Origin of the sequence: Streptomyces sirii (assembly GCF_045690365.1) — a bacterium.
Classification (GTDB): domain Bacteria; phylum Actinomycetota; class Actinomycetes; order Streptomycetales; family Streptomycetaceae; genus Streptomyces; species Streptomyces sirii.
In genome coordinates, this window is record NZ_CP147982.1 from 6941304 (window position 1) to 6961432 (window position 20129).

Annotated in this window: 18 protein-coding genes; 13 read left to right on the forward strand and 5 right to left on the reverse strand. The window is 72.5% G+C overall.

Going from position 1 to position 20129, the window contains the following annotated elements:
- Positions 1-55 precede the first annotated feature (55 nt).
- Positions 56-280, reverse strand: a complete 225-nt coding sequence (locus WAB15_RS30910; RefSeq protein ID WP_399146183.1) for a hypothetical protein — start codon at positions 278-280, stop codon at positions 56-58.
- On the opposite strand from WAB15_RS30910, the gene WAB15_RS30915 reads away from it, so the two are divergent.
- The 13 genes from WAB15_RS30915 to WAB15_RS30975 all read left to right on the forward strand — a co-directional run bounded on the left by WAB15_RS30915 (position 273) and on the right by WAB15_RS30975 (position 15765).
- A complete protein-coding gene (locus tag WAB15_RS30915) occupies positions 273-623 on the forward strand; it encodes a hypothetical protein (RefSeq protein ID WP_399146184.1) in 351 nt (116 codons plus the stop codon). The genes WAB15_RS30910 and WAB15_RS30915 overlap by 8 nt on opposite strands.
- A 224-nt stretch (positions 624-847) precedes the next feature.
- The gene (locus WAB15_RS30920) at positions 848-1654 is read left to right on the forward strand and encodes a VOC family protein (RefSeq protein WP_399146185.1); all 807 of its coding nucleotides are present in this window, start codon (positions 848-850) and stop codon (positions 1652-1654) included.
- Between the two features lie 146 nt (positions 1655-1800).
- A complete protein-coding gene (locus tag WAB15_RS30925) occupies positions 1801-2043 on the forward strand; it encodes a hypothetical protein (protein WP_407288218.1) in 243 nt (80 codons plus the stop codon).
- Between the two features lie 56 nt (positions 2044-2099).
- On the forward strand, positions 2100-2465 hold the full coding sequence (locus WAB15_RS30930) for a hypothetical protein (protein ID WP_399146187.1): 366 nt from the start codon (positions 2100-2102) through the stop codon (positions 2463-2465).
- A gap of 403 nt (positions 2466-2868) precedes the next feature.
- Positions 2869-3495, forward strand: coding sequence for a GNAT family N-acetyltransferase (locus tag WAB15_RS30935; RefSeq protein ID WP_407288219.1), 627 nt, complete (start codon positions 2869-2871; stop codon positions 3493-3495).
- Positions 3496-3623: 128 nt separating this feature from the next.
- Positions 3624-4817 (forward strand): alanine racemase, encoded by a 1194-nt coding sequence (locus WAB15_RS30940; RefSeq protein ID WP_407288220.1) that lies wholly within the window; start codon positions 3624-3626, stop codon positions 4815-4817.
- A gap of 118 nt (positions 4818-4935) precedes the next feature.
- Entirely contained in the window at positions 4936-6333 is a 1398-nt protein-coding gene (locus WAB15_RS30945) for a diaminobutyrate--2-oxoglutarate transaminase (RefSeq protein WP_399146190.1), read from the forward strand.
- Positions 6330-7976 (forward strand): pyridoxal phosphate-dependent decarboxylase family protein, encoded by a 1647-nt coding sequence (locus WAB15_RS30950; protein ID WP_407288221.1) that lies wholly within the window; start codon positions 6330-6332, stop codon positions 7974-7976. The genes WAB15_RS30945 and WAB15_RS30950 overlap by 4 nt, the downstream gene beginning before the upstream one ends.
- Positions 7973-9793, forward strand: coding sequence for an IucA/IucC family protein (locus WAB15_RS30955; RefSeq protein WP_407288222.1), 1821 nt, complete (start codon positions 7973-7975; stop codon positions 9791-9793). The genes WAB15_RS30950 and WAB15_RS30955 overlap by 4 nt, the downstream gene beginning before the upstream one ends.
- The gene (locus tag WAB15_RS30960; RefSeq protein WP_407288223.1) at positions 9790-11196 is read left to right on the forward strand and encodes a lysine N(6)-hydroxylase/L-ornithine N(5)-oxygenase family protein; all 1407 of its coding nucleotides are present in this window, start codon (positions 9790-9792) and stop codon (positions 11194-11196) included. Before WAB15_RS30955 ends, WAB15_RS30960 begins: the two co-directional genes overlap by 4 nt.
- A complete protein-coding gene (locus WAB15_RS30965; RefSeq protein WP_399146194.1) occupies positions 11193-12584 on the forward strand; it encodes an MFS transporter in 1392 nt (463 codons plus the stop codon). The genes WAB15_RS30960 and WAB15_RS30965 overlap by 4 nt, the downstream gene beginning before the upstream one ends.
- Positions 12581-14410: an IucA/IucC family protein gene (locus WAB15_RS30970; RefSeq protein WP_399146195.1), complete on the forward strand. Its 1830-nt coding sequence runs from the start codon at positions 12581-12583 to the stop codon at positions 14408-14410. The genes WAB15_RS30965 and WAB15_RS30970 overlap by 4 nt, the downstream gene beginning before the upstream one ends.
- A complete protein-coding gene (locus WAB15_RS30975; RefSeq protein ID WP_399146196.1) occupies positions 14407-15765 on the forward strand; it encodes a glutamine synthetase family protein in 1359 nt (452 codons plus the stop codon). Before WAB15_RS30970 ends, WAB15_RS30975 begins: the two co-directional genes overlap by 4 nt.
- 114 nt (positions 15766-15879) lie before the next feature.
- Here the strand turns inward: WAB15_RS30975 and WAB15_RS30980 are convergent, their stop codons facing one another.
- The 4 genes from WAB15_RS30980 to WAB15_RS30995 form a co-directional block, all read right to left on the reverse strand.
- The gene (locus tag WAB15_RS30980) at positions 15880-16839 is read right to left on the reverse strand and encodes an ABC transporter substrate-binding protein (RefSeq protein ID WP_407288224.1); all 960 of its coding nucleotides are present in this window, start codon (positions 16837-16839) and stop codon (positions 15880-15882) included.
- Between the two features lie 170 nt (positions 16840-17009).
- Positions 17010-17879, reverse strand: coding sequence for an ABC transporter ATP-binding protein (locus WAB15_RS30985; protein WP_407288225.1), 870 nt, complete (start codon positions 17877-17879; stop codon positions 17010-17012).
- Positions 17876-18952, reverse strand: a complete 1077-nt coding sequence (locus WAB15_RS30990; RefSeq protein WP_399146199.1) for a FecCD family ABC transporter permease — start codon at positions 18950-18952, stop codon at positions 17876-17878. Before WAB15_RS30990 ends, WAB15_RS30985 begins: the two co-directional genes overlap by 4 nt.
- Complete coding sequence (locus WAB15_RS30995; protein WP_407288226.1) at positions 18949-19977, reverse strand: FecCD family ABC transporter permease; 1029 nt, start codon at positions 19975-19977, stop codon at positions 18949-18951. The genes WAB15_RS30990 and WAB15_RS30995 overlap by 4 nt, the downstream gene beginning before the upstream one ends.
- Between the last annotated feature and the right edge of the window lie 152 nt (positions 19978-20129).

Consider the following 20129-nt stretch of genomic DNA (forward strand, 5'->3'; position numbering starts at 1 on the left):
GCCAACCGCCCGTGCCGGTCCCGGACTCCGCCGCGCGGCCCGGCCGCAGCCGGCCTCAGCCGTTGACCTTCCACACACTGCCCAGCGTGCACTTGCCCGACAACGTGCCCTGCTCGCTGGGGCTCTTGATGAACGTGCCGGTCACCGTGGTGGGCAGGGTCTGGCCGGCGGCCACCTTGAGCGACGAGATCTGCACGACGCCGACGTAGCCGCCGGAGGCGTCGGTGAAGCGCACGCTGCCGTTGTAGGTCGCGGGGCTCGTGGTGTTGCCGTTGGTCACGCTCAGCTTGGCGGTCAGCGTGGCGGCCGCGCTGTCGACCTGGCAGTCGGTGATGCGGATGTCCGACTCCGGCGGCGTGGTGGACCCGGAGGACGGCGAACCGGTCGTCGTCCCGCTGGTGGTGGTGCCGCTGGTGGTGCTGCCGGAGCTGCTGTATCCGCCGCTGGACGTGCTGCCGGAGCTGTACTCGCCGCCGGAGCTGCTGCTGGAGCTGCTGGAGCTGTGGCTGCCGCCGCAGCCCCCACCGTGCGAACCGCGCGCACCGGTCAGCGCGACGACCACCAGTGCGCACACGGCGACAGCGCGAACATGGCGAATCTTCATCCTGAGTTCTCCCCCGTGACAGGCGGTCGCCTCTGTGGCGGCCGCCGCGGTACGCGTAGCCGTACGCGTACCCGATCGATGACGCGCTCGCGGGTCCCGTCGATGCGGGATTCCTTGACGAGCGCGCGTCAGGCTAGCAAGCGGACGCCCGGACGCCGAATCCCGGGCGGCGGGCGGCCGACGGGCGAGTGTCAGTGGCGGGTGTCAGGCTGAAACCACGAAGGATCCGCGAAGGGAATGGTCATGATCACTACTGACTTCGTCCCCGGCTCCCCGTGCTGGATCGATCTCGGTACGCCCGATGTCGAGGTCGCGGCGGCCTTCTACCGAGCCGTGTTCGGCTGGCGGGCCGAACCGCACGGTGAGCAGGGCGCGAGCGGATACACCCTCTTCCGGCTCGACGGGAAGGCGGTCGGCGCGGTCGGCCCGCTCACCGAGGACGGCGCCCGCTCCGCCTGGACGATCTACTTCCACACTCCTGACGCGGATGCCACGGCCGAGGCGGTGGCGCGGGCGGGCGGCGCGGTCCGCTCGGCGCCGGCCCCGGTCGGGGCGGACGACGGCCGGTTCGCCCAACTCACCGATCCGCAGGGCGCGGAGTTCGCCGTCTGGCAGCCGGCGAGGTATCCGGGCATCGAGGCCGCGGACGGCCCCGGCAGTCTGGGCTGGACGGAGTTGTACACCACCGACCCGGCCGCCGCGCAGACCTTCTACAAGACCGTCTTCGGCTGGCACACCCAGGACATGCAGCTTCCCGAAGGCGGCGGCACCTACACCCTGCTCCGCCCCGCGAACTGCGGTGAGGAACGGATGCACGGCGGTCTCATCGGCGTCCCCGCCGACCTGCTCGGGCCGGGCGGAAAGCCGTACTGGCACCCGGTGTTCGTCTCGAAGGACTGCGATGCCACGGTCGGGCTGGTGACGGGCAACGGCGGCTCGCTGTCGATGGGCCCGGAAACCGCCGAGGACGTCGGCCGGCTGGCCGTCTGCGCCGACTCGTCGGGCGCGGAGTTCGTCGTCCTCACACCGCAGGAGGGCGCTCTGGGCTGAGCGGCCTTCGCCGGAACGGGGCAGGGCGTTCGCCAACTCGCCGTCCACCACGGCAGGTTGGTGCATCGCAAAGCTGGATCTCCCCTCGCCGGAGCGGCCGCACCCCGGCCACCGGCAACTGGGACCACACCACGCGCCTGTGGGACGTGGCCGGCCAACGGAACGTCGCGAGATTCGCCGATACCCACCTCGTCACCGGGCTCGCGTTCAGCCCGGACGGCACCGCGGTCGCCACAGGGAGCGGCGACAACGACGGCACCGTGCAGGTGTGGGGCGTCAAGAACTTCCACCGACGCTCTTACGAGACTCGACCGGCGCCCGCGGCCGCGCGCCCAGATTCGGCGCGTCGATCAACGGGGGTCAGTGAATTTGCGATTAGCCTTTCGTAACTGTACGAGGTTGATCAATTACTGATCGCATCCGTTCGAAAAACACCGGAGATGACATGCACACCTTCCGTAAGGCTGCCGTCGTGGCGGCCGTCCTCGGCAGCGTCGCCTTCCTCGGCGCCGGCTCGGCCCACGCCGACGGCGGCATGCACGGGGGCAAGGGCAGCGCGTTCAACATCAAGCAGGGCAGCTCCTGTCGCTCGCACGACCTGAACGTCGACGTCCTCGGCGAGGTCGGAATCCTCAACGGCGTGCTGGGCAACGCGCTCGGCGGCGAGGGCAGCCCGGGTGCGCAGTCCACCACCATGGGCTCGTCGATGGGCTGCAACAACAGCTTCGCCGACGGTGGCGACAAGGGCGACAAGGGCGACGACAAGGGCGGCAAGGACGACAAGGACGAGAAGGACGAGAAGGGCTACTGAGGGTGGGTGACGGCCCCGGGCAGCCGAGCCGCAGGCTGGGCGCCGGGGGCCCGCTTTCTCCCTTCCGGCAGGGGTCGGGCGTCATCGCCCGGCCCCTGCCGGGCTGCTGAAACGCCGCTGACCAGGTTTCGCGGGGAGGTCTGGTCACCGCCTGGCGTTCGGGCTTCGGCGCCAAGGAGGGGGCGCCCTTCGGTGTTGCCGAGGTGAGCCCGTCAGGGGCCCCGGGGTGCTCTTGAGTCCTGACGGGGGTTCAGCGTGCGGTCTCGGGCTCGACCCGGCAGCACTGCGTGTGCGTTACACCCGGTCTTGGCGACGCGACCAGGAGGCGTTAGGTTAGCCTCACCTAAGCACTTGCCTGAATTCGTGTGTCCGCCAGGCAGTTGTGTACCCCCTGGGAGCATTCGTGACTCGTTCGAGCAAGTCAATCGCGCCGGCGCCGGCGATGGCGTCGGCCGAGCTTGTGATCGAGCACTACGACGGTACGGCCGTCACCTCCGACGTCGGGCGGTGGGCAGGCGTCTACGAGGACGTCTACGCGGATGCGCTGGGCCTCAGTGACCATCAGGATCCGCCCGTCTCGGACCGTCTGCTGCGGCATGCCGAGCGCCCCGGCTTCGGGCTGATGGCGGCTCTGCACGGCGATGAGGTGGCCGGATTCGTCTACGGATACACGCTTCCGCCGGACTCGCTGTGGTGGGACGGCCTGATGCCGGATCCCGGTGCGGAGTTCACCCGCGAGTACCCCGGACGCACGATCGGGGTGTGCGAGTTGCTGGTGCGTCACCGGTGGCGGCGCTCGCGCATCGGGCATGTGCTCTTCGAGGCGTTTCTCGCGGAGCGCCCGGAGGAGCGTGCGGCGGCCTTCGTGTCCGAGGGCAACGACGTGATGCTCGCCACGTACGCCAAGTACGGCTTCACGCCCGTCGGTCGGATGGAGCCGTACCCGGGCTGGCGCCCCCATGTGGCGATCGTGCGCCCGCTCGACGGAGTGCGCCCGCTCGCCGGTGTGCGTCCGCTCGGCCGTGGCTGAAGGCCCTTGCCGCTCCCGGCCCGCCCGGAAACCGAACTTTTTCCCTGTCCCCGCCCCCGACCTGAGGCATCACCGTGTCCATAGAGTTGCCGCCGTCCGCAGCCCCGCGATCCGTTTACCCCGTCGACGTGGTCCCGGAGAGGGTTCGCGGTCGTCTTCTGGAACTGGCGCAGTCCGAGACGCCGGTCTCCACGTATGTGTACGACGGGAACGTCGCCGCCGAGCGTGCGCGAGAGCTGCGCAGCGCCCTTCCCGACTGGGCGGCCGTCTACTACGCCGTGAAGGCGAACTCCTTCCCCGGGGTCGTCGCGGCACTGGCGCCGTACGTCGACGGGTTCGAGGTCGCCTCCCGCTCGGAGCTCGAACTCGCCCTGTCGACCAAGCCGGTTGCCGAGGGAGCCACCGCCCCCGTGGTCGCCGCGGGGCCCGCGAAGTCCGTTCCGGTCCTGACCGCCCTGGTCCGGGCCGGGGTCGAGGCGATCAACGCCGAGAGCCTGCTCGAACTGCACCGGATCAGCCGGATCGCGGTTGCGGAGGGCGTCCGCGCCAAGGTGGCGCTGCGCGTCAACCCGGAGACGATCCCGGTCACCGGCTCGCTGCACATGGGCGGTGTGCCCTCCCAGTTCGGTGTGGCGGAGCCGGATGTGCCCGGTGTGCTGCGCGCGGCGGCCGTGCTGCCCGGCCTGGACCTGGTCGGTTTCCATATCCACGCCGCCTCCAACAACCTCGACGCCGACTCCCATGCCGCGTATCTGCGCTGGTGCGTGGAGTGGAGCGTGCGGACCGCCCGCGAGAACGGGATCGACCTGCGCCATGTCGACATCGGCGGCGGCATCGGCGTCGCCTTCGAGATCGGTGAGAAGCCCTTCGACGTCGTCCGCTTCGGGGAACTGGCCGCGCAGGTGGAGGTCCCCGAGGGCGTCAAGGTCGTGCTGGAGCCCGGCCGTTTCCTGGTCACCGACTGCGGCTGGTACGCCGCCGAGGTGACCGACGTGAAGGCGTCGTACGGCGAGTCGTTCGTCGTGCTCCGCGGCGGCATCAACCACTTCCAGCTGCCCACCTCCTGGGACATCGTGCACAACGTCGCGGTCCTGCCCGTCGAGGACTGGCCCGACGGCTGCCCCCGTCCCGCCGCCGAGGGCACCCGGGTGACCGTCGTCGGTGAACTGTGCACCCCCGAGGACACCCTGCTGCGCGACGTGAAGGTGGACCGGGTGCGCGCCGGCGACCTGGTCGTCTTCCCCAACGCGGGCTCCTACGGCTGGGAGTTCGCCATGCACGGCTTCCTCGGACACCCGGTCGCCGAACGACTTCTGCTCTGAACGAGCACCCGGCCGCCGCGGCTCGTCCCCGCGGCGCTACCGCCACCGTGCCACGCCTCCTTCGGCCCCACCGGTGCGGCCACCCCCGCTTATGTCCCCCTCCTTGGAGCCAGCCCTCATGACCCTGCAGCCCACCGACCTGCCCGCGGCACAGCGGACCGCACCCAGCGGAGCGGCCATCCTGGAGCGCCAGCGCGGACGCGAATCCGCCGCCCGCACCTACGCCCGCTCGTTCCCCATCGTCCCGGCCCGCGCCCAGGGCATGACGATCGAGGACACCGACGGCCGCCGCTACCTCGACTGCCTCTCCGGCGCCGGCACGCTCGCCCTCGGCCACAACCACCCCGTCGTGCTGGAGGCCATCCAGCGGACCGTCAGCAGCGGTGCCCCGCTCCACGTCCTGGACCTGGCCACCCCGGAGAAGGACGAGTTCACCGACGCGCTCTTCGCCACGCTGCCCGGCGACTTCGCCGACAAGGCCCGTATCCACTTCTGCGGGCCGGCCGGAACCGACGCCGTCGAGGCCGCGCTCAAGCTGATGCAGACGGCCACCGGACGCCGCGGCGTGCTGGGCTTCACCGGCGCCTACCACGGCATGACCGCGGGCGCGCTGGCCGCCTCCGGAGGTGTCGGTACGAAGACGCCGGTGCCCGGGATCGCCGCGGACGTGACCCGGCTTCCCTACCCGTACAGCTACCGCTGCCCGTTCGGCGTCGGCGGCGAGCGCGGTGCGCAGATCTCGGCCGACTACGTCGAGCGGCTGCTGGCCGACCCCAACGGCGGAGTGGTGCCGCCCGCCGCGATGATCCTGGAAGCGGTGCAGGGCGAGGGCGGCGCGGTGCCCGCCCCGGACGTCTGGCTGCGCGAGATGCGGCGGATCACCGCCGAGCGCGAGATTCCGCTGATCGTCGACGAGGTGCAGACCGGCGTCGGCCGCACCGGCGCCTTCTGGGCCGTGGAGCACAGCGGGATCGTGCCGGACGCCATGGTGATGTCCAAGGCGATCGGCGGCAGCCTGCCGCTGGCGGTCATCGTCTACCACGAGGACTACGACGGCTGGCTGCCCGGCGCGCACACCGGCACCTTCCGCGGCAACACCCTGGCCATGGCGACCGGTACCGCCACGCTGCGGTACGTCTCCCGCGAGGGCCTGGTCGAGCGGGCCGCGGCCGTCGGCGCCCGGATGACCGAGCGGCTGACCGCGCTGCGCTCCGAACTGCCGGTGATCGGCGACGTCCGCGGCCGCGGCCTGATGATCGGCGTCGAGCTGGTCGACGCCGAGGCCGAGCCGGACGCGTGCGGCGCCCGGCCGTTCGCCCCGCAGCTGGCCGCGCAGGTCCGTGACGCCTGCCTGGAGCGTGGCCTGATCGTCGAACTCGGCGGCCGCTTCGACTCCACGGTGCGGCTGCTGCCGCCGCTGATCATCACCGACGAGCAGGTCGAGGCCGTACTGGACCGGCTGACCGACGCCATCGCCGCAGTGACGGCCACTCAGAACGCGGGAGCGGGAGCATGACCGGCAAGGTGCATGAACTGTCCGCGGCCGGCGGGGAATCCGCGGTCGCCGGCGACGCGGAGGACCGCCACGGTCTGCGGCTCGTCCCCGAACCGGCCGCCCCACCGGCCGACGCGCTGGACGAGGAGATGGCCGGACTGCTGCGCGAGGTCGCTCCGGCCTCGTCCGGCGCCCCGAACACCGCGCTGTCCGGGGGCACGGGCGGCCCCGGCGCGCTCACTCCGCTGCTGCGCACCGTCCTTGCCGCCCTCGCCGAAGGCGCCGAACGGCGCGGCGGACCGCTGGCCGCCGGGACGCCCGCGGAACTGGCCGCCGACGTCGCCCGGGTGTTCGCCGAGGCGGACGGCGACGATGCCCTGGGCAGGCTCACCGACGTCCTCGCGCACGGCAGCGCCGACCCGGCCGACCCGGCCTGCGCGGCGCATCTGCACTGCCCGCCGCTGGCCGTCGCCGTCGCCGCCGACCTCGCCGTCTCCGCGCTCAACCCGTCCCAGGACTCCTGGGACCAGGCACCCGCCGCCACCGCCCTGGAGACGCTGCTGCTGGGGGAGTTGGCGCAGCTCGTCGGTTACGACCCGGCCGAGGCGGCCGGTGTCCTCACCTCGGGCGGCACCGAGTCCAACCTCATGGGCCTGATGCTCGCCCGCGACCGCGTGCTCGGCCGGGAGAGCGGGCGCCAGATCGAGCTGAGCGGTGTACCGGGCGGCGGCCCCCGGCCACGGATCTTCACCTCCGCCGCCGCGCACTTCTCGGTGCAGCGGTCGGCGGCCCTGCTGGGCCTCGGCGAGGACGCGGTCGTCCCCGTCCCCGTGGACGACCGGCTGCGGCTGAAGCCCAGGGCGCTGGCCGCGGCCCTGAGCGCCTGCGTCGCGGAGGGCGACATCCCCGTGGCGATCGTGGCCACCGCCGGCACCACCGACACCGGGGCCGTCGACCCGCTGCGCACCTGTGCGTCACTGGCCGCCGAGTACGGCGCCTGGCTCCACGTGGACGCCGCGTACGGCGGCGGCGCGCTGCTGTCCGACCGGCTCGCCCCGCTGATGGGCGGGATCGCGCTGGCCGACTCGGTGTCGCTGGACTGGCACAAGCTGGGCTGGCAGCCGGTCGCGGCGGGCATCTTCCTCGTCAGGCGGGCGGAGACCTACGCGTCGCTGGCCCGGCGGGCGGTCTACCTCAACCCGCAGGACGACGAGGAGGCCGGCTACCCCAGCCTGCTCGGTCTCTCGCTGCGCACCACCCGCCGTGCCGACGCCTTCAAGATCGCCGTCACGCTGCGGACGCTGGGCCGCGCGGGCCTGGGCCGTCTGGTGGACGCCTGCCACGAGCTGGCGCACTCCGGGGCGGCGGCGGTCCGTGCCCACCCGCGACTGGAACTGCACGCCGCCCCGATCCTGACGGCGTTTCTGTTCCGCTATCTGCCCGAGAACACCGACCCGGAGCACACCGACCGCGTCAACGCGGCATTGCGGCGCAGGCTGCTGCGCGAGGGGCGGGCGGTCGTCGGCCGCACCGAACTGCCGGGCGAGGGACCGGGCCGGGTACGCCTCAAGCTCACCCTGCTCAACCCGCACACCACCACCGACGAGGTCCAGCGGCTGCTGGACGCGGTCGTGGCGGCCGGCCGGGCCGAGGAGCAGCGGTGAACCACCCCGTCGAAGCCCGCCCCACGGACACGGCCCCGGCCCTGCCCGAGCCCGCCAACGGTCCCGACCCGCTCGACGACGCCGACGCCCTGCGCGCGGGCGACGCGGCGGCGATGGAGACGCTGCTGCGCGCCTACGTACGCGAGACCGGTACCGCGGTTCCCGCCACCGGCCAGGCGCTCCTGCTGGACCTGCCGGCCAGTCAGCTGACCCTGTCGGTGCCCGTCCGGTACCGGTCGGCCACCGGCTGGCACCGCTTCGGAGCGCCCCGCCTGGCCGCCGCCGGCGACGGCAGCGGCCTGCCCGCCGACGCCTCGCTGGTGGCGGCGGCGCTGATCCGCGAGACCACCCTGGGCCGTGGCGCACCGCCGCACCACGGCGCCGACGCGGCCGCGCGGGTGCTCAACTCCGCGCGGCGCACCGCCGCCCACATCGAGCACCGGCGTGCCGAGGCCCCCGACGCCCAGGGCCCGACGCCGTTCCTCGACAGCGAGCAGGCCCTGCTGCTGGGACACCCGTTCCATCCCGCGCCCAAGAGCCGCGAGGAGGCGTCGGAAGCGGAACTGGCGGCGTACTCGCCCGAGTTGCGCGGCTCCTTCGCGCTGCACTGGTTCGCCGCCCACCCCGAGATCGTGGTCGGCGAGAGCGCGGACGGCCGGCCGGTCGCCGAGCGCTTGCGCCCGCTCGCCGCCGGGCTCGGCCTGCCCGAGGGCATGGTGCCGGTGCCCGCGCATCCCTGGCAGGCCCGCGAGGTGCTGGGCCGCCCGGAGGTCGCCGCCCTCGTCGACGCCGGGCTGCTGCGCCCGCTCGGCGCGGCCGGGCCCGCGTGGTACCCCACGTCCTCCGTGCGGACCGTCCAGCGGCCGGACGCCGAGGTGATGCTGAAGCTGTCCCTGGGCATGCGGATCACCAACTCCCGCCGCAACAACCTGCGCAGCGAGATGCGGCTGGGCGTCCGGGCCGCCCAGCTCCTGGCCGCCGGCCCCGCCGACTGGCTGCGCGCCGAGCACCCCGAGTTCGGCATCCTGCGCGACTTCGCCTGGATATCGGCCGGTGCGGACGGTCCGGAGACCGGTCTGGAGACCGCGATCCGCGACAACCCCTTCCGGGGCGGCGGTCGGCCCGAGGGGTTGTGCGTGGCCGGACTGCTGGCCGAGCGGACCGGTCCCGGCGACGGCACACCGCCCCGCCACCGCGCCCTGCTGAGCGCGGCGGTCGAGCGCGCCGCGGGTGCGCTCGGCATCTCCACCGCCGAGGCGTCGGCGCGCTGGCTGGAGCGCTATCTGGACGTCCTGGCCGTACCCCTGATCCGCCTCCAGGCCCGGTACGGCATCGCCCTGGAGCCGCACCACCAGAACACCCTCGTCGCCCTCGACGCCGACGGACTGCCCTGCGCGGGCTGGTACCGCGACAGCCAGGGCTACTACCTGGCCGAGTCCCGCACCGCCGACATCGAACGGCTGCTGCCCGGGGCGACCGACGGCGTCGACCTGGTCTTCGAGGACGCCTTCGTCGACGAACGCGTCGCCTACTACCTGGGCATCAACAACCTCCTGGGGCTCATCGGCGCGTTCGGCGCGCTCGGTCTGGCCGACGAGGGCGACCAACTGCGCGTCCTGCGCGGGGCACTTGCGCGGCTGCGCACGGCCGAGCCCGCCGCCCAGGGACTGCTGGACCTGCTGCTCGACGCGCCCGTACTGCGCTGCAAGGGCAACTACCTCACCTGCGTGGACGGACTCGACGAACTGGTCGGCGACGTTCACACCCAGTCCGTCTACATCGATCTCCCCAACCCCCTCACGGAGGCACAGCGGTGACCGCGCCCTCGACTTCCCCCGACCACAACGCCCCCTACGACCTGGTCGGTGTCGGCATAGGCCCGTTCAACCTGTCGCTCGCCGCGCTGGCCGACGGCGCGCCCGGCTTCCGTTCGCTCTTCCTGGACGCCAAGCCGGCGTTCTCCTGGCACCCCGGCCTGCTGATGGAGGGCACCACCCTCCAGGTGCCGTTCCTCGCCGACCTGGTCACCATGGCCGACCCGACCAGCCCGTGGTCGTATCTGAACTACCTCCGCGCCCACGACCGGATGTTCAAGTTCTTCTTCTCCGAGCGCTTCCACATCCCGCGCCGCGAGTACGACCACTACTGCCGCTGGGTCGCCGAGCGGCTGCCCTCCTGCCGCTTCGACGCGGCCGTCACGGCGCTGGAGTGGGACGAGGCGGCGGACGCCTTCGCCGTCACCCACCGCTCCGCGGCCGGTGCGCAGACCCGCGTCCTGGCCCGCCAGGTCGTCCTCGGTGTGGGCACCAACCCCGTCGTGCCCGAGCCGCTGCGCCCGCTGCTGACCGACGCCCACGCCGGCCGCGTCCTGCACAGCGCCGACTACCGCACCCACCGCACCCGCCTCGCCGCGGCCGACGACGTCACCGTCGTCGGCGCGGGCCAGTCCGGCGCCGAGGTCGCGCTCGACCTGCTGCGCAACCAGGACGGCGAGGGCAACGGCGGCCCGTACGTGCGCTGGCTCGCCCGGACCACCGCGTTCGCGCCCATGGAGTACTCCAAGATCGGCCTGGAGCACTTCACCCCGGACTACATCCGCTACTTCCGCGGGCTGCCCGAGGCCACGCGCGAGCGGCTGACGGCCGAGCAGTGGCAGCTCTACAAGGGGGTCAGCGAGGAGACGCTGGGCGAGATCTACGACGAGATGTACGAGCGCACCATCGGCGGCGGCGCGCCGCGCGCCGCGCTGCACCCGGCCGTGGAGGTCGTCGCGGCCGAGGCCGACGGCGACGGATACCGGCTCGCCTGCCGCAGCCGGCAGCAGGACGAGCTCTTCGAGATCCGCACCTCGGCCGTGGTCTGTGCCACCGGCTACGCCGCCTCCCGCCCCGCCTTCCTGGAGACGATGGCCGACCTGGTCGACTGGGACGACAGGGGCCGCTACCAGGTCGACGGCGACTACCGGGTCGCGCTCGACCCCCGGGTCTCGGGCTCCCTGTACGTCCAGAACGCCGAGATGCACACGCACGGTGTGGGCGCACCCGACCTCACCCTGGGCGCCTGGCGCGCCGCGACCATCCTCAACGCCGCCGCCGGACGCACCCTCCTGCCCAGCGCCCCGCGGCAGGCGTACACCACCTTCGGCGCACCGCAGGAGCCGGCGACCGTCCCGGCCCAGGCGCCCGCCGCCGTCCCCGCACCGGCAAAGACACCGCGATGACGGCCGCGGAGACGAAGAACGGCGCGCCGGCCCGTGACGGGTCGGCGCGCCGCGCCAAGTCCGTGCTCCTGTCGGTCATCGGCCTCCATCTGGTCGCCGAGACCGCGCTGACGCCGTTCCTGCCGCAGCTCTTCGAGCGGCTGTACGGGATCGAGGACCCCGAGGCGACCGGGCTGTACATCTGGATCTGCCGGATCGCCGGCCTCCTCGCCCTCCCGCTGTGGGGACTGGCGGCCCGGCGCTGGTCCCTGCACCGACTCGTGCTGGCCGGACTGTGCGGCTCCGCCGTCCTCGACCTGCTCCTGGGCATGGCCCCCAGCTACCCGGCGTACCTGGCCCTGTCCACCTTGATCGTCACGACCAACAGCGCACTCCTGCTGGCCTATCCGGCGTTCATCGCCGAGCACGGCGACGAGTCGTCCGAGGACGGCACCCGGGCGCGGCTCACCGGTATCTGCTCGCTCGTGATCGTCTTCCATCTGTCGGTGGTCGTCTCCACGATGGTGGGCGCCGGCGTCCTCGCCCTGCCGGAACCCCGCATCGGCATCTCGGCGTTCGCGGTGCTGGACACCCTGCTGGCCGTGTTCACGTACCGGATCCTGGGCAAGCGCCCCGACACCCGGGAGGACAGGGCCGGCGACGCCCGCGAGGACGGCGCCGCCGCACCTCGTACGCGCCGCCTGCCGTGGCTCATGGTGCTGGCCTACGTCGCGCTGATCGGCGTCGCGTTCGACTTCTCGGTCAACGTGGCGCGACCCTTCTTCACCGAGTTCGCCGAGGGCTTGGGCAGCGGCTCGGTCGGCGGCGCGGTGCTGTTCTTCCTGCCGAGCCTGTCCGCGCTGGCCGCCCTGCCCGCTGTACGCCGCTGCCACGACCTGCTCGGCGAGCGGCTGCTGCCGCTGTCCCTGGCGGTGGGCGCGGCCGGGCTGGCCTGGAGCTGGTTGGCCGGCTCGCTGCCCGGACTGGTCGGCGGGCGACTGCTCTTCGGCGTCGGTCTGGGGCTGGGGCAAGTGGCCGTCGAACTGCGCATGTTCCGTGCGACCGGAACGCAGGGCCCGGCGTTCACCGCCGTGGAGACCGCCCGGTCCGCCGGTCTGCTGGCCGCACCGATCGCCGCCACGGCAGCCGTCTCGTACGATCTCGCACTCCCGCTGGCCGTCGCCGCGGCCGTCCAGGCCCTTGCCGCCGTGGTGTCCCTGCGGAGCCCGCGGACCGCAGCCATCGCCACGGCACCGCTCACGCCGGTCGCGGACGCACCGCAGACCACCGGCATGCCCGCCGTGCCCGTGCGGATCCGGCGCGGGACGCATCCGTCCGCGCAGGCCGCCGACCGCCCCCTGACCGCCGCCACCGCCGCCCCCGCGCACTCCGAGGAGAACCACCGATGAACCGCACCACACGAGACGCCTGGGCGCAGGCGGGCCGACGGCTGCTCGCCAAGGCCGTAGAGGAGTTCGCCTACGAGGAGCTGCTCGTCCCCGAGCCCGACACCTCGGCCGACACCCCCGACGCCTACCGGCTGGACTTCACCGACGGCGTGCACTGGACGTTCCGGGCGAGCCGCGGCACCTTCGGCACCTGGCGGCTGGTGCCCGGCACCCTGCGGCGGCACCCCGCGCCCGGGGAGGGCGAGAGCGGCCCCGAGCGGCTGCTGCTCGACGCCCGCCCGGTCCTGGGCTGGGACGGCCCCACCACGGCGGAGGTCCTGCGGGAGATGACCGCCACCCGGCGGGCCGAGGCCGAGGTCATCGCCCGCGCCCTGCCCGCCGCCGCCCTCGCCGACCTGGACCACCTCGACCTCGAAGGTCACCAGGACGGTCACCCCTGCATGCTCCTCAACAAGGGGCGGCTGGGCTTCTCCGCCTCCGACGCCGCCGCCTACGCCCCCGAGGCGGCCGGGACGGTGCACCTGCTGTGGGCCGCCGTCCACGGCAGCCTCGCCACCTACTCCGGCAGGGACGGTGTGGACAGTCTGGACGCGGACACCCTGCTGGGCGAGGAACTGGACGAGGACACCCGCAAGCAGTTCGCGGCCGTCCTCCAGGAGACCTGCGCCGAAACCGGCTATCACACCGTCGACTTCCACTGGCTGCCGGTGCACCCCTTCCACTGGGACGAGGCCGTCGCCACCCTCTTCGCCCCCTACCTCGCCGACGGCCGGATCGTGCTGCTCGGCGAGGGCCCCGACCGCTACCGGCCGCTGCAGTCCATCCGCACGCTGGCCAACCTCGACCATCCGCACCGCCGCAATGTGAAGGTGCCGCTGTACATCCGCAACACCCTCGTCTGGCGCGGTCTGTCCACGAAGCCGACCGAGGCGGCGCCGGACGTCAGCGCCTGGCTGCACGCGGTCCGCGACGCGGACCCGTACCTGCGCGACGAGCTGCGCTTCCACCCGCTGGGCGAGGTCGCGGGCGTGGCCGTGCGCCACCCGCTGTACGAGTCCGTCAAGGACGCCCCGTACCGCTACCACGAACTCCTCGGTGCCGTCTGGCGCGAGCCGGTGGCGGCGCTGCTGGGCGAGGGCGAGCAGGCCCGCACCATGGCCGCGCTGCTCAAGGTCGGCTCGGACGGCCGGGCACTGGCCGGCGAACTGGTCGAGCGGTCCGGGCTCGCCCCGCGGGCCTGGCTGGAGCGCTTCTTCTCGGCGCTGCTGCCCGGCCTGCTGCACTACCTCTACCGGTACGGCACGGCGTACTGCCCGCACGGCGAGAACACCGTCGTCCTCTACGACGCCGCGGACACCCCGATCGGCATCGCCGTGAAGGACTTCGCCGAGGACGTCAACCTGCTGCCCGGCGAGCACCCCGAGTACGCCGGACTCTCCGAGCGCGCCGACGCGCTGCTGCTGCGCTGGCCCGCGGGCGAGCTGGCGCACTCCCTCCTCAGCGCCGTCTTCGCCGGGCACTTCCGGTTCTTCGCCCCGCTGGTCGCCGAGCACCTGGGCGTACCGGAGGACGAGTTCTGGGGCCTGGTCCGCGCCGAGATCGAGCGCTACCACGCCCGCTTCCCCGAACTGGCCGACCGCTTCGGGGAGTTCGGGCTGCTCGCCCCCGAGTTCGACCGGGTGGCGCTCAACCGGGAGCAGCTGCTCGGCGGCGGCTTCCACGACCGCGCCGAGAAGGACGAGGGCTTCGACGTCGTCCACGGCGCCCTCACCAACCCCCTCGCCACCGCGACCGCCCCCGCGCGAGACCCCCAGGAGCAGATATGACCACCTCGCCGTACGCACACCTGCGCGCCGAGGCCGACGCAGGACGACTCGAGGACGTGATCGTCAGCGTCCCGGACCTCCAGGGACGGCTCCAGGGAAGCCGGCTGTCCGTGCCGTACTTCCTCGACGAGGCGGCGGAGCAGGGCTTCGGCGCCTGCCTCTACCTCCTCGCCTCCGACGTCGAGATGAACACCGGCGCCGGCTATGCCATCGACGCCTGGCAGAGCGGTTTCGGCGACTTCGTGCTGCGCCCCGACCCGGCGACCCTGCGCACCCTGCCGTGGGACGAGGGCAGCGCGCTCGTGCTCGCCGACGCGGTCTGGCCGGACGGCCGGGCGGTCGAGGTGGCCCCTCGCCAGGTGCTGCGCACACAGCTGGACCGGCTGGCCGAGCGCGGACTGACCGCGTTCGCGGGCACCGAGCTGGAGTTCCTGGTCTTCCGCGAGACGTACCGCCAGGCGTGGGACCGGCGCTACCACGGTCTGGAGACGGCCACCGCCTACAACGTCGACTACTCCCTCCAGGGCCTCGCCGAGATCGAGCCGGTGGTGCGCCGTATCCGCCGGGAGATGGTGCGGGCCGGGCTCACCATGGAGACCGCGCGCGCCGAATGCCACGCCGGCCAGTACGAGATCGTCTTCCGTTACGACGAGGCGATGACCACCTGCGACAACCACGTCTTCTTCAAGAACGGCGCCAAGCAGATCGCCGCGCAGGAGGGCGTCGCGCTCACCTTCATGCCCAAGTTCGACGAGGGCGAGGGCAATTCCTGCCACATCCACCTGTCGCTGCGCGGCACCGACGGATCGGCCGTACTGGCCGATCCGGCCGCGGACGACGGCATGTCCGAGCTGATGCGCCACTTCGTGGCCGGCCAGCTCGCCTGCCTGGCCGACTTCGCGCTGCTGATGGCGCCGAACATCAACTCCTACAAGCGCCTGCAGCCGGGCGGGTTCGCGCCCACCGGCATCACCTGGGGCCGGGACAACCGCACCTGCCCGGTGCGCGTCGTCGGCTCGGGGCACTCGATGCGCCTCGAGCACCGCGTGCCCGGCGGCGACGCCAACCCGTACCTGGCCGTCGCCGCCGCGGTGGCCGCCGGTCTGCACGGCATCGAGAACCGCCTGCCGCTGCCGGAGCCGCACGCCGCCAACGCCCTGGGAGATCCCTCGGTGCCGCGGCTGCCCACCACCCTCACCGAGGCACTGCACCGCTGGGAGAACAGCGAGATCGCCGCCAAGGTCTTCGGTGAGTCGGTGGTCGCCCACTACGCCCAGGCCGCCCGCACGGAGCTGGCCGCCTTCGAGTCGGCGGTGACCGACTGGGAACGGGTCCGCGGTTTCGAGCGGCTGTAGGAAGCACCGCACCTCGCACAGACGCCGGCGGCCCGACACGAACTGCGTGTCGGGCCGCCGGCGTCTGTGCGAGGTGGTGTGGCCGCCTTGGTCGGACGGCCGGTCGCCGGGCCGTCAGCCGAGCTTCTGCTCCATGTCGTCGAGGACCTTGTTGGCGCCGGTGTAGCCGATGCCCAGCATCCACACGTCGTCGTCGACCCCGAAGACCTTCTTGTCCTTCACCGCGTCCAGCTTCTTCCAGAGGTTGCCGCCGGTGGTGGCGGTCTCCTTGGCCTTCTTCGGGTCGCCGTAGGTGGAGTGGAAGATGACGTCGGCGTTGGCGTCGTCGACCTTCTCCGGGCTGATGTCCAGGGAGAAGCCGGTGTTGTCCACGTTGGCCGGGCGGCCGACCTTCAGGTCCTTGAGGATGCTGCCGACGAACGTGTCGTTCTTGTACAGGCGGGTGTCCGCGCCCTCGACGAACCGGACGAAGCCGACCTTGGTCTTCTTGGCCTTCTCGGGGCCGCCGAGCGCCGCGGTCACCTTGGCGATGTGCTTGTCGTAGTCCGCGACGACCTTCTTGACCTGGTCCTTCTTGCCGAGCGCGTCGGCGTGCAGGGTGAAGTTCTCGCGCCAGGCCGGGCCGGTGGTCTTGGTGAAGACGGTCGGGGCGATCGTCGAGAGCTCCTTGTAGCTCTTCTCGTCGCGCTCCTTGCTGCTCAGGATCAGGTCCGGCTTCAGCCCGGCGATCGCCTCGAGGTTGGGCTCGGCGATGAGGCCGACCTTCTTGATGCCCGTCAGCTTGTCCTTGGGCAGGTACGAGGACAGCGGGGCGCCGGCCTCCGGCTGGACGGCGCCGACCGGCTTGACGCCCAGGGTGATCGCCGAGTCGAGGGAGTCGGTGTCCAGGACCACCACGCGCTTGGGGGCGTCGTTCACCTCCACATTGCCCATGGCCGTCTTGACGGTGTGCTTGCCCCCCTCGGCGGACGCCTTCTTGGCGTCGTCCTTGGCGCCCCCGCAGGCAGTGGCGGTGACGGCGAGCGCAGCGACGGCAGCGACGGCTGCGGCGCGGCGGGTGAAGGAGCGGGACATGAGCGGCCTTTCCAGTACAGGGACAAGAGCAGCGGGGGGTGAACTTAGGTAAAGCTAACCTTACGTGGGGCGGCGGACAAGCTCGCCCGCATCACAACTCGATCTCCGCGCCGGGCCGGGCACCCCAAGGAGCCCGGCCCGACACGGAGTTGATGGATACGGGTACGAGGTCAGCCGGACTCCGCCGAGGACGCACCCGCCGCGACCGGGGTGTCCGCCGCCGCGGAACCCGCGTCGCCGTCGCCTTCCGCCTGCCAGGGCCTGCCGGGAACGACCAGCGGGCTGCCGGTCACCGGGTCGGGCACGACGACCGAGTCGAGGCCGAAGACGTCCCGTACCAGGTCCGCCGTGACGATCTGCGAGGGACGGCCCTGCGCGACGATGCGCCCCGCCTTCATCGCCACCAGATGATCCGCGTACCGCGCCGCCTGGTTGAGGTCGTGCAGCACCGCGACGACCGTCCGGCCGCGCTCGCGGTTGAGCTGCCGCACCAGGTCCAGCACCTCGACCTGGTGCGAGATGTCCAGATACGTCGTCGGCTCGTCGAGCAGCAGCAGATCCGTCTCCTGGGCGAGCGCCATCGCGATCCACACGCGCTGCCGCTGACCGCCCGACAGCTCGTCCACCGCCCGCTCGGCGAGCTGCGCCACGTCCGTCCGCTCCATGGCGCCGGTGACCGCGCGCTCGTCCTCCTCCGACCACTGCTGCCACCACCGCTGATGCGGCTGGCGCCCGCGCGAGACGAGATCGGCGACCGTGATCGCCTCCGGCGCGACCGGTGTCTGCGGCAGCAGCCCGACGGACTGCGCGATCGTCCGGGTGGGTATGCGGCCCAGGTCCTTGCCGTCCAGCAGCACCGACCCCTGCCGGGGTTTGAGCAGCCGTCCGAGCGCGCGCAGGAGCGTGGACTTGCCGCAGGCGTTGGGGCCGACGATGACGGTGACCTGACCGTGCGGGACGTCCAGGTCCAGGTCCTCGACGACCGTGCGCTCCTCGTAGGCCAGGGTGAGGCCGCGGGCTGTGAGCCTGCTCTCGGTCACGCTCTTCCTCCAGTACGGCTGCGGATGATCAGCCAGATCAGATACGGGGCACCGATGGCCGCGGTCAGTACGCCCACGGGCAGTTCCACCGGCGCGAACAGCAGACGCGCCGGCAGGTCGGCGGCCACCACGATGAACGCACCGAGCAGGGCCGAGCACAGCAGCGGGATCTGCGACGTGCGCGTCAAGCGGCGGGCGATCTGCGGGGCGAGCAGCGCCACGAAGTCCACCGGCCCGGCCGCGCCCGTCGCGATCGACGCGAGGAACACGCCCAGCAGCGCCAGCCCGAACCGGGTCCGCGCCAGCGGTACGCCCAGCGCCGTGGCGGTGTCGTCGTCGAGGGCCACATTGCGCTGTGCGCGTGCCGCCCAGAGCACGCAGGGCAGCACGGCGAGCAGGGTCCAGCCGAGCGGGGCGGCCTCGTCCCAGCCCCGCCCGTTGAGCGAACCGGTCAGCCACACCTGCGCCTGCTGGGCCACCAGGTAGTCGCCCTTGGTGATGAACAGGTGGACGATCGACCGCAGCGCGATGGCGATGCCGATGCCGATGAGCACGAACCGCCCGGCGTGCAGCCCGCCGCGCCAGGCGAAGAGGTAGACGAGCAGGGCGGCGAGCATGCCGCCCGCGACCGAGACGTACGGCAGGACGCCGAACGACGAGACGCCGAACGTGAGCGCGCCGATGGTCAGGGCGCTCGCGCCCTGCGACACACCGATGATGTCGGGGCTGGCGAGCGGATTGCGGGCCACGGTCTGGATCAGCGCGCCGCCCACCCCGAAAGCCGCCCCGACCAGCAGCCCCAGCACCATACGCGGCAGCCGCAGGTCGCTCACCACGAGTGCGGCCCAGGACGGCTGCCCCGCCAGAATGTTCAGGACCTCGCCCGGCGCGACGTCGGTCTCGCCGAGGCAGAGGTAGGCGACGCACACGGCCGCCGTCAGCAGCGCCAGCGCGACCGCGACGACCGCCGCACGCCGGTGGACGAGGAAGGAGCCGCGCCCCTTGCGCGCGAGCGCGTAGCCGGCGGGGCGGATGCGCACGGCCGCGGGGCGCTCCTTGGCGGAGGCCGTCATGCGCTCACCGCCTTGCGGCGGACCAGGACGATCAGGAACGGCACACCGAGCAGGGCCGTCATCACCCCGGCGGGCACCTCGCTCGGCGGGAAGGCGACCCGTCCGATCACATCCGACACCAGCAGCATGACCGGCCCGAGCAGCGCCGCCATGGGCAGCACCCAGCGGTGGTTGCTGCCCACCAGGGCGCGCGCGATGTGGGGCACCGCGAGCCCCACGAAGGCGATCGGTCCGGCGGCCGACACCCCGACTCCGGTGAGCACCGTCGCTCCGATGCCGCCCACGATCCGGACGGTCCCGACCTTGTGCCCGAGTCCCTTGGCGACGTCCTCGCCCAGCGCCAGGGCGTCCAGCCCCCGCGCCACCGACAGCGCCAGTACCGTGCCGACGACGAGGAACGGCCAGATCTGGCCCGCCATCTCGGCATCCCGTCCGGCGATCGACCCGACCTGCCAGAACCGGAACTCGTCCAAGGTGGCCGCGTCCGTCGTCAACATCCCCTGGATCACGGCGATCAGCAGCGCGTTCACGGCGGCACCGGCCAGCGCCAGTTTCACCGGACTCGCCCCGCCGCGCCCGCTGGCGGCGACGGCGTACACGGCCACCGACGCGATGCCGGCTCCGACGAAGGCGAACCACACATAGCCGGTGAGGGTGTGCACCCCGGCGATCGCGATGGCCAGCACCACGCCCGCCGCCGCGCCCTGACTGATGCCCAGGACGCCGGGATCGGCGATGGGATTGCGGGTGATGCCCTGCATCACCGTGCCCGCGATGGCCAGCGCCGCGCCGACCATCAGGCCGACGAGGGTCCTGGGCACCCGCATGGACCGTACGACCTCGGCGGCGTCACTCGTACCACCGTGCAAAAGGGCGTCGAAGACTTCACCCGGGGCTATCTGGCGGGCGCCGACCGCAAGGCTGAGCAGCACCGCAAGCAGCAGTGCTATGACGGCCGCGGCCGTCCAGCCGATGCGCCGGCTGACCAGAGCGCCGCGCGGGCTGCTGATCGTGGCAGCTGACATCGCATCCATTTCGACAAGACGAAGACCGACCGGTCTTACTGATCAAGAACTTAGGCGACCCTAAGTGTAGGGGTTGCCTTCGGGGCGCGTAACCGACTACCGGGACGGATGACTGCCGCCGCCTGCGGTGGGGTGGCGTTCTCCTCCTGGTC

Excerpts from the sequence above, each read along its gene's own strand:
- WAB15_RS30980 (WP_407288224.1), bottom strand. The coding sequence starts at position 16,839 with ATGTCCCGCTCCTTCACCCGCCGCGCCGCAGCCGTCGCTGCCGTCGCT.
- WAB15_RS30930 (WP_399146187.1), top strand. The coding sequence starts at position 2,100 with ATGCACACCTTCCGTAAGGCTGCCGTCGTGGCGGCCGTCCTCGGCAGC.
- WAB15_RS30975 (WP_399146196.1), top strand. The coding sequence starts at position 14,407 with ATGACCACCTCGCCGTACGCACACCTGCGCGCCGAGGCCGACGCAGGA.
- WAB15_RS30945 (WP_399146190.1), top strand. The coding sequence starts at position 4,936 with ATGACCCTGCAGCCCACCGACCTGCCCGCGGCACAGCGGACCGCACCC.
- WAB15_RS30970 (WP_399146195.1), top strand. The coding sequence starts at position 12,581 with ATGAACCGCACCACACGAGACGCCTGGGCGCAGGCGGGCCGACGGCTG.
- WAB15_RS30920 (WP_399146185.1), top strand. The coding sequence starts at position 848 with ATGATCACTACTGACTTCGTCCCCGGCTCCCCGTGCTGGATCGATCTC.
- WAB15_RS30995 (WP_407288226.1), bottom strand. The coding sequence starts at position 19,977 with ATGTCAGCTGCCACGATCAGCAGCCCGCGCGGCGCTCTGGTCAGCCGG.
- WAB15_RS30965 (WP_399146194.1), top strand. The coding sequence starts at position 11,193 with ATGACGGCCGCGGAGACGAAGAACGGCGCGCCGGCCCGTGACGGGTCG.
- WAB15_RS30990 (WP_399146199.1), bottom strand. The coding sequence starts at position 18,952 with ATGACGGCCTCCGCCAAGGAGCGCCCCGCGGCCGTGCGCATCCGCCCC.
- WAB15_RS30950 (WP_407288221.1), top strand. The coding sequence starts at position 6,330 with ATGACCGGCAAGGTGCATGAACTGTCCGCGGCCGGCGGGGAATCCGCG.